Consider the following 7053-nt stretch of genomic DNA (forward strand, 5'->3'; position numbering starts at 1 on the left):
CTGATTGACCCAAGGGGTAAAGCAGGAACACCGATACAAACACGGCTATAGGGCCGGTGAATGCTAGGGCGTTGTAGGGGCGGATGCCGACTAAACGGGAGATTTCGATCTGACGCAGGCAGAACCCGATCAGTGCGAAAGCGCCGTGGAGGGCGACAAATGCCCACAGTCCGCCGAGCTGGAACCAGCGGGTAAAGTCCCACTGTGCTTCGGGGCCCCACAGGAATAGGAGGGAGTGTCCGAGGCTGTTGGCTGGGGTGGAGACTGCTACGGTGAGGAAGTTGGCTCCTTCGAGGTAGGAGCTTGCCAAACCGTGGGTGTACCAGGATGTAACGAAGGTGGTTCCTGTCAACCAGCCACCGATCGCCATGTAGGCGCAGGGGAATAGCAAGATACCAGACCAACCTACGAAAACGAAACGGTCGCGTTTGAGCCAGTCGTCGAGTACATCAAAGATGCCTCTTTCGGTCTGGGCGCGTCCGACTGCGATTGTCATTACGCAAATCTCCAAATAGATATAATTACAACGGATCTGTGTCTAGTCAGATTCTCCAACTGTTACCTGTGCTAAGCAGAAAACAAGTTGGATTATGAACAGACTTTACTTTTCTTTACCGTAATCACGATTATAGGGGTAATTCTTTACAAGAGCAAGCATTTCTTAATAATTTTTCCGGATCGTCAGTGATTCCCTGAGTCTCGGGAGTCCGGGAAGCCCCGGAAGCCCCCAAAGTTCATCGTCGGCATTTCGGAACTTCTACTATATATACTGAAGATAGAGCTCCAAAGTTAGGTTTTTAAGACTATATGTTCAGCATTGACATCATTGTAAAGAACACGCCCGTCTCGCTTTCGGTGCAGCGGAAGTTGGAAGAGGACGCTGTGACTGTTTACCAGCAGGTTCTGGAGGCGATTCGCAACTCCCAACCGCAAATTTTGGAACTCACCTGCGAGAAAAATTCTGAGAAAAAGGTCGCTGTGCTCAGCAGCGAGATTTCTGGGGTGGTGGTTTCTCAGAAATCGGGGACTTCATCTACGGGCAGATCCCCGGGTTTTGTCTCGATGTCGGCGGCGACGGCGGAATGAGGGCTGGGGGTGTTGATGCCGAGATGAGCCAGTCAGCCGTTGCTGTGCGGGATTTGGGTTTTTGCTGGCCGTCGGGCGATCGAGTTTTGCAAGGTTGCTCTCTCGATGTACCCAAGGGCGAGTTTTGGATGCTCTTGGGTACTAACGGCAGCGGCAAATCTACGCTGCTGAGGCTGATGGCTGGGCTGCTGCACCCCCAGTCGGGCGAAATTGACCTGGCTGGGCGGGTGGGTTTTGTGTTTCAAAACCCGGATCACCAGTTGGTGATGCCGACGGTGGGTGCGGATGTGGCTTTTGGTTTGGTGGAGGAAAAGCTTTCTAACCTTCAGGTGCGGGCGAGGGTAGCTGAGGCTTTGGAGGCTGTGAATTTGCTGGATTTGCAGCGGCGGCCGATCTATGCTTTGAGTGGGGGGCAGAAACAGCGGATTGCGCTTGCGGGTGCGATCGCCCGTCACTGTGAAATTTTGCTGTTGGATGAACCTACGGCTTTGTTAGATCCTGATTCGCAGTTGGATTTGGTGGCGGCGGTGCAGCGGTTGGTGAAGGATCGCGGGATTACGGCTTTGTGGGTGACTCACCGTTTGGATGAGTTGAATTACTGCGATGGGGCTTTTTTGTTGGAGAAGGGCCAAGTTGTCGATCGCGGAGATCCGGCGCGTTTGAAGCAGCGGTTGATGCAAAATTCCGATGTTTAGCTGTTAAGCAACGGAGGACACGACAATACCGTTTCCCTACCCCGAAATAATCGCTATAGCACCATCAAAAAATCAATCTCGGAATCCTCGCGCAACCAAGCATTTGCCCAAATTGTATCGGCTTCCGACAGCGCTGGTATGACTTCCCAGTTGCGATAATCTATCTTCAGGTCATAACTGGCGATGTCGTAAATTTGAGTGAATAATTCCTGCAAATCGATGATAGGTTCGATGTCGTCCGATCGCAGTGGGAGAGGAAAAGCTGGCATCGGATTCTGCACGTTAAAAGCGTACAAATCTGCTCTGGGACGGCGATTTCCCCGACACACCAAAACGCTATAGTGGCTTTCCACATTATTGCCAATGATTGGCATTTTTTGACCGCGCCGCAATAAATCTATTTCTATTAAATGAGTGCGGCTACCTAAAATTTCTTCTCTCTTTTCTTCGTACATTTGTCGTCCTTTTCCTGTGCGCTTATTGCTAGGCGATAGGATTTCAATAACTGTAATCAATTCTTCGTTTCCCCTTTCTCTAATTTCTAAATAGCCTTCCCGAACCTGGTAGGGCATGGGAATATTTACTGTCAATGGTTGTGTTGGTGGCTCTGCAACAGCTACGTTTGATGTGATTAATTCGGTTTTGGTTTTTGGCTGAATTACATTTACATCAGGAATGCCAATTGATAAATTGTCGTCAGCCGTTTCATAGATTCTCACTTCCAACGAAACTAAATACTTAGGGCGCAGTTGGGGAGACAAAAATCTAAAAATTTCACTAATTAACAAGTGGTGTAGGGCCGGCCATAGTTCGGGATGCTCTAAATACGGGTCCATACCGGGAAAGGGAGATGGCATTGATTTGACTCCTTGACTCAAGTCTATTTACAGTTTAGCAAAATTAGTCCGTCGGGGGTTTAAATCCCCGCCGGAATATCGCAACAAATGCAAGATATCAGTTCGATCGCATTAAACTTTGATCGCCAATTGTGCCGGAATTGGAACGCTGTTTTCATCCAACACAGACACCGCATTTACGAACACAATTGTATGCGGGACTGTCGGCATTAAGCGGCGCAGCGCATTTAGGTAAGATTCGGCATCGCGGCGGCGGGCGAAACGGGCGACTGTTAACCGCTGACAGTTGGGGAGGTGGCGAATTAGATGCCACGGTTGAAGTCGATCGCGATATGTCGATTGTTTTGGTATCATAGGAAAATCCTTCCCACTTTTGTGGGTGGTGAATGAAAGGCGATCGCTCTTGATTTCTCAGGTCGGAGGGCGATCGCTAATTTGATAATATTCATCTTATGATACGTTCGTATCGACTGTCAAGTGCAAGATGGGGCTAATTAGGTTGCGGGTTCGAGAACTAGCGGAAGAGAAGGGTTGGACGCTTAAAGAGGTTTCTGAGCGATCGGGCATTCCTTACAGTACGGTTAGAAGCTATGCCCATTCTCCCAAGTTGGCAACTGTAGATTATACGGCTTTGAACAAATTAGCCCGTGCGTTCGATATTGCGATCGAGGATTTAGTTGAGATTTTGGAACAGTAAACTGATTTGTCCATCGCGCGGGTTTTTTGCGTTTGTTGCCACAGTCCGTCGGGGGTTTAAACCCCCGTCTCATAGCGCAAGTCGTCTGAAGACGACTGAAAGGGATCTCGATTTCAGCTTCAATTCTTTTTCAATTTGCGATCGCTCCTTTCTTCAATCTTGTTTAAAATTGTTTGAATCGTTCCTTTCTTCAGTCCACAAAGCGTGGACTTTCGCTATGAGGCAGGGGTTTAAACCCCTGCCGGAATCTGGACATAACCTTAAATATCTTCAACTCCAGAATAAGACTGACGCACGGGTGGCCAGAAACCGGGTTTTTGCGGGAATACTTCGTTACAGCCTGCAAACTCGGTAAAAACCCGGTTTCTCTGACGAAGCGCGCAAATTTCGATCGCCCTTTCTAAAAATCGCCAAAATCTTCAATCCCTTTCTCGATCGCCAAAAGTGCGTGAAGCGTAGCTATCCCGTAGGGAATCGGCCCTGCCAGTCTTGATGAAAACCCGCTAGTTGATGCTAAAAAATCTGCGATCGCCCTTATCAGATATTCAATTTCTTTTTCTAAGTTTTCCTGCAACTTCTGTTCCACTTCCAATTCAATTTGCGATCGAAGTTTTGCCTCAATTTCCCGTTCTAATTTTTCGCGTAACTCATCATCCCGTGCTTTTTCCCTTTGTTGTTGTTTTTCGTTAGAAATTTCAACTCTTTTCCTTATTTCCTCCTCCGCAAGCTGAATATTTTCTTCAATTGGCATACCATCGCCAGTCACTAAGGGAGGCATCGTTGTCCACTTCAGACTCGGATGGTGAAATAATGCCTCAATAGCCTCCATATCGTCCCGGTGCGTTAGGACATATTTCCTGAGATCGGGAACGCTCATTTCTTTAAAGTTCGGTTTCATTTATAAAACTCCAGTCTCCAGAGGGGAATACTCTAATTTGCAATTCTTCGCCTGCAAAAATGTAAACTTCGCGACTTCGTGGGTTAAAACGGAATAGTTGGATGTCTCGGTAGCAGTTAGACAACATCTGGCACACGCGCAGACAGGTTTGGGCTTGTTCGTCAGTAGGATTAATCGATCGTTCCTCAATTGTGGCACAAACTTTAGGATATAATATAGCCTACGTATAGGAAGCCAGAAACCGGGTTTTTTGGATAAGATTCGTGACAGCGCCAAGACTCGGTAAAAACCCGGTTTCTTTGTCGGAGTGCATAAGTCCCGATCGAATTAGTGCGATCGCAAATTCTAAAAATCGCAAAAATCTTCAATCCCTTTCTCGATTAGTAATCCGCAATGTGGAATACTAGGTTACGCAACCTCTTCTAACTCAGCAATATATTCAGCTTCATAGTTTTCTATTAAAACACCAATAACATCCATCATCGAAGCAAGAGGATGGCTTTCATCCTCGCCCACTTGATCGATTAGGCTATCTAGAAGCTGGACTAAATGCTCGTATTCTTCTTCCGTGCCAGGGACAAAAACCGTTTTAGAAATAGATGACCAAGCAGCAATTGTTCGATCTATATCAAGATTTTGCATCATTCTTTCCACCTCTCTTCATCATATTCTGCGTGAGTTAATACAGCTCGAATGTAGATTTTATTCCGATTGTAATGAATAGCAGCAATGAGTCTAACTTTATTTCCTCCTATGTTGAATACAGTCAATTTCCCTACTCGATCTGCCGATGGAAATAGTTCGCGGAGTTCAACGAAGGTCGCAAATTCATTTTGTTTGACAAGTTTGTACCACTGAACCAAGGAATTTTGTGTATCTGGATGAAGTTTAGCAAACTCATTAAGCCGTTTGCGGGTAATTATGTGCATATTAATTTGCTCATGCCTCCTCCTCTTTAATTCTTGGCGTTTTACTCAGCATGACATATACGCTTTGAGTAATTCCAGTTTATCAAATTCCAGAAAAAAAGGGAGAAATTCTCACTCTCCCCTCCTCCCCGCGCCGGAAACGGCACTGCCGTTTCCCTTACTTCATCTCATATCCAAACAAATTCGGATCGACTTCTCCCAAATTCAAATCTGCCAATCCATACTCAGCCCAACGCCGCTGAACCATCGCCGTCATATCAGGATCGGATTCCAAAGGTTCCCCCCATTCGTGATCGGTTTCCGGCGGCATCTTCGTAGTAGCATCAATTCCCATTCTGCCGCCTAAACCAATCTTTTCACTGGCAAAATCCAAACTATCAAAGGGCGTATTTGGCAAAATAAATACATCTCGAACTGGGTCAACTTTAGAACTAATTGCCCACACGACTTGACGCGGGTCGCGAATGTTGATACTTTTATCGACAACAATCACAAACTTGGTGTAAGTAAACTGCGGCAATGCACTCCAAAATGCTAAAGCAGCCCTGCGCGCTTGACCGGGATATGCTTTATCGATCGAGATAATTGCAGCTTTGTAACTCAGGGCTTCCATCGGTAGGAAGAAATCGACTATTTCCGATACTTGCTGCCGCAAAATAGGAGTATAAATGCGATTTAGGGCGATCGCCATCATCGCTTCTTCTTTGGGCGGGCGGCCGCTAAATGTGGTTAAATAAATCGGGTCTTTGCGGTGCGTCATGCAATTGAATCGTACCAAGGGCGAATCTTCCACGCCGCCGTAATAACCCATGTGGTCGCCAAAAGGCCCGTCGGGTAACATTTCCCCCGGTGTAATCGTTCCTTCTAATACGATTTCCGAGTCTGCGGGTACTTCTAAATCTACGGTTTTGCACTTCGCTAAACTTACGCCGGAACCGCCGTAAAGTCCCGCAAATAACCATTCCGACAAGTCTACGGGAATTGGGGTTGCCGCTGCGAGGATGATTAGCGGGTCAACTCCCAGGGCGATCGCAACTTCCAACTTTTTACCAGCTTGTGCAGCTTTCCGCAAGTGCCGCGCGCCGCCACGGACAGATAACCAGTGTACAGTCATCGTGTTTTTTGACTGCAACTGCAACCGATAAACGCCCACATTCGGGGTACCCGTTTCGCAATCCTTGGTAATTACCAAACCGAGGGTGATAATTTTGCCCGCATCTCCCGGATAGGGGCGAATCATCGGGATTTTGTTCAAATCGACGCCTTCTCCCTCAAATACCACTTGCTGACAAGCTGGGAAGAAGTCGCGACTTGGTTTGGCTTTCACTACGTCGAACAGGACTTTGCCGAATTCTATAGCTTGGGAAATCTTTTTCGGCGGTTTGGGCTGTTGTAGCATACCTAATTTTTTGCCGAGTTCTTCAAGTTCGATCGGCTTTTCCATGTTCATCGCCCAGCAAACCCGTTCTTCGGTACCCAACAGGTTAATCGCGACGGGGAATTCTGCCCCTTTGACGTTCTCAAACAGCAATCCGGGGCCGCCTTTGACCAGCATTTGGTTGGAAATTTCAGCAATTTCGAGGTCGGAATCGACTAAAGCGCTGATCCGGCGCAGTTGTCCTCTGTCTTCTAGCAGTTTGAGGAAGCCTCGCAAGTCTCTAGCCATTTTTTTTAAGATTTGTTAACGTTATCTATTTATTATGAGGGCCGTCGGGCTGTTTGCGATCGAGTCGCAAATACGCCGAAAGCCTGAAACGTAGACGGCCCTTGAAACTAAGTTTACAAAAACCAAGAATCGGAACAAGCCAGGTGTAAAGAAAATAAGCTGCTTTTTATCAGAAAGAATTGGTTGAAAGCCCGCCCGCCCGATCGGGATCAATTAAAATCAGAC

The 7053-nt window shown here is 47.2% G+C and carries 11 protein-coding genes and 1 pseudogene; 4 read left to right on the plus strand and 8 right to left on the minus strand.

The genetic code is table 11. The features are described 5' to 3' along the window. A pseudogene (locus tag QT974_RS28535) lies at nt 1-496 on the minus strand (photosystem II D2 protein (photosystem q(a) protein)); the annotation flags it as partial. 311 nt (nt 497-807) lie between these two features. On the opposite strand from QT974_RS28535, the gene QT974_RS28540 reads away from it, so the two are divergent. Further along, nucleotides 808-1086 (plus strand): hypothetical protein, encoded by a 279-nt coding sequence (locus QT974_RS28540; RefSeq protein ID WP_333471762.1) that lies wholly within the window; start codon nt 808-810, stop codon nt 1084-1086. After that, complete coding sequence (locus tag QT974_RS28545; RefSeq protein ID WP_333471763.1) at nt 1083-1781, plus strand: energy-coupling factor ABC transporter ATP-binding protein; 699 nt, start codon at nt 1083-1085, stop codon at nt 1779-1781. The genes QT974_RS28540 and QT974_RS28545 overlap by 4 nt, the downstream gene beginning before the upstream one ends. Before the next feature lie 53 nt (nt 1782-1834). Here QT974_RS28545 and QT974_RS28550 read toward each other — a convergent pair whose 3' ends face one another. Next, the gene (locus QT974_RS28550; RefSeq protein ID WP_333471764.1) at nt 1835-2638 is read right to left on the minus strand and encodes a DUF4058 family protein; all 804 of its coding nucleotides are present in this window, start codon (nt 2636-2638) and stop codon (nt 1835-1837) included. Nucleotides 2639-2749: 111 nt separating this feature from the next. Beyond that, nucleotides 2750-2992, minus strand: coding sequence for a hypothetical protein (locus QT974_RS28555; protein ID WP_333471765.1), 243 nt, complete (start codon nt 2990-2992; stop codon nt 2750-2752). Nucleotides 2993-3122: 130 nt separating this feature from the next. On the opposite strand from QT974_RS28555, the gene QT974_RS28560 reads away from it, so the two are divergent. Continuing rightward, complete coding sequence (locus QT974_RS28560) at nt 3123-3335, plus strand: helix-turn-helix domain-containing protein (protein WP_293220158.1); 213 nt, start codon at nt 3123-3125, stop codon at nt 3333-3335. A 400-nt stretch (nt 3336-3735) separates the two neighbouring features. On the opposite strand, the gene QT974_RS28565 is transcribed toward QT974_RS28560, so the two are convergent. Beyond that, nucleotides 3736-4233, minus strand: coding sequence for a DUF6887 family protein (locus tag QT974_RS28565; RefSeq protein WP_333471766.1), 498 nt, complete (start codon nt 4231-4233; stop codon nt 3736-3738). Further along, nucleotides 4217-4450, minus strand: coding sequence for a DUF6888 family protein (locus QT974_RS34860; protein WP_442933219.1), 234 nt, complete (start codon nt 4448-4450; stop codon nt 4217-4219). Before QT974_RS34860 ends, QT974_RS28565 begins: the two co-directional genes overlap by 17 nt. Before the next feature lie 46 nt (nt 4451-4496). On the opposite strand from QT974_RS34860, the gene QT974_RS28570 reads away from it, so the two are divergent. After that, nucleotides 4497-4640, plus strand: coding sequence for a hypothetical protein (locus tag QT974_RS28570; RefSeq protein ID WP_333471767.1), 144 nt, complete (start codon nt 4497-4499; stop codon nt 4638-4640). A gap of 1 nt (nt 4641) precedes the next feature. On the opposite strand, the gene QT974_RS28575 is transcribed toward QT974_RS28570, so the two are convergent. The 3 genes from QT974_RS28575 to QT974_RS28585 form a co-directional block, all read right to left on the minus strand. Next, the gene (locus QT974_RS28575; RefSeq protein ID WP_333471768.1) at nt 4642-4878 is read right to left on the minus strand and encodes a hypothetical protein; all 237 of its coding nucleotides are present in this window, start codon (nt 4876-4878) and stop codon (nt 4642-4644) included. Beyond that, entirely contained in the window at nt 4875-5162 is a 288-nt protein-coding gene (locus tag QT974_RS28580) for a type II toxin-antitoxin system HigB family toxin (protein ID WP_333471769.1), read from the minus strand. Before QT974_RS28580 ends, QT974_RS28575 begins: the two co-directional genes overlap by 4 nt. Before the next feature lie 157 nt (nt 5163-5319). Next, the gene (locus QT974_RS28585; RefSeq protein WP_333471770.1) at nt 5320-6828 is read right to left on the minus strand and encodes a UbiD family decarboxylase; all 1509 of its coding nucleotides are present in this window, start codon (nt 6826-6828) and stop codon (nt 5320-5322) included. Nucleotides 6829-7053: the final 225 nt, after the last annotated feature.

Source organism: Microcoleus sp. BM001215392, from assembly GCF_036700185.1.
GTDB lineage: Bacteria > Cyanobacteriota > Cyanobacteriia > Cyanobacteriales > Microcoleaceae > Microcoleus.

What these genes read in the sequence shown, in the direction of transcription:
- QT974_RS28580 (WP_333471769.1), bottom strand. Translation starts at nt 5,162, where the DNA reads ATGCACATAATTACCCGCAAACGGCTTAATGAGTTTGCTAAACTTCAT.
- QT974_RS28555 (WP_333471765.1), bottom strand. Translation starts at nt 2,992, where the DNA reads ATGATACCAAAACAATCGACATATCGCGATCGACTTCAACCGTGGCAT.
- QT974_RS28545 (WP_333471763.1), top strand. Translation starts at nt 1,083, where the DNA reads ATGAGGGCTGGGGGTGTTGATGCCGAGATGAGCCAGTCAGCCGTTGCT.
- QT974_RS28565 (WP_333471766.1), bottom strand. Translation starts at nt 4,233, where the DNA reads ATGAAACCGAACTTTAAAGAAATGAGCGTTCCCGATCTCAGGAAATAT.
- QT974_RS28575 (WP_333471768.1), bottom strand. Translation starts at nt 4,878, where the DNA reads ATGATGCAAAATCTTGATATAGATCGAACAATTGCTGCTTGGTCATCT.
- QT974_RS28540 (WP_333471762.1), top strand. Translation starts at nt 808, where the DNA reads ATGTTCAGCATTGACATCATTGTAAAGAACACGCCCGTCTCGCTTTCG.
- QT974_RS28550 (WP_333471764.1), bottom strand. Translation starts at nt 2,638, where the DNA reads ATGCCATCTCCCTTTCCCGGTATGGACCCGTATTTAGAGCATCCCGAA.
- QT974_RS28560 (WP_293220158.1), top strand. Translation starts at nt 3,123, where the DNA reads ATGGGGCTAATTAGGTTGCGGGTTCGAGAACTAGCGGAAGAGAAGGGT.
- QT974_RS28585 (WP_333471770.1), bottom strand. Translation starts at nt 6,828, where the DNA reads ATGGCTAGAGACTTGCGAGGCTTCCTCAAACTGCTAGAAGACAGAGGA.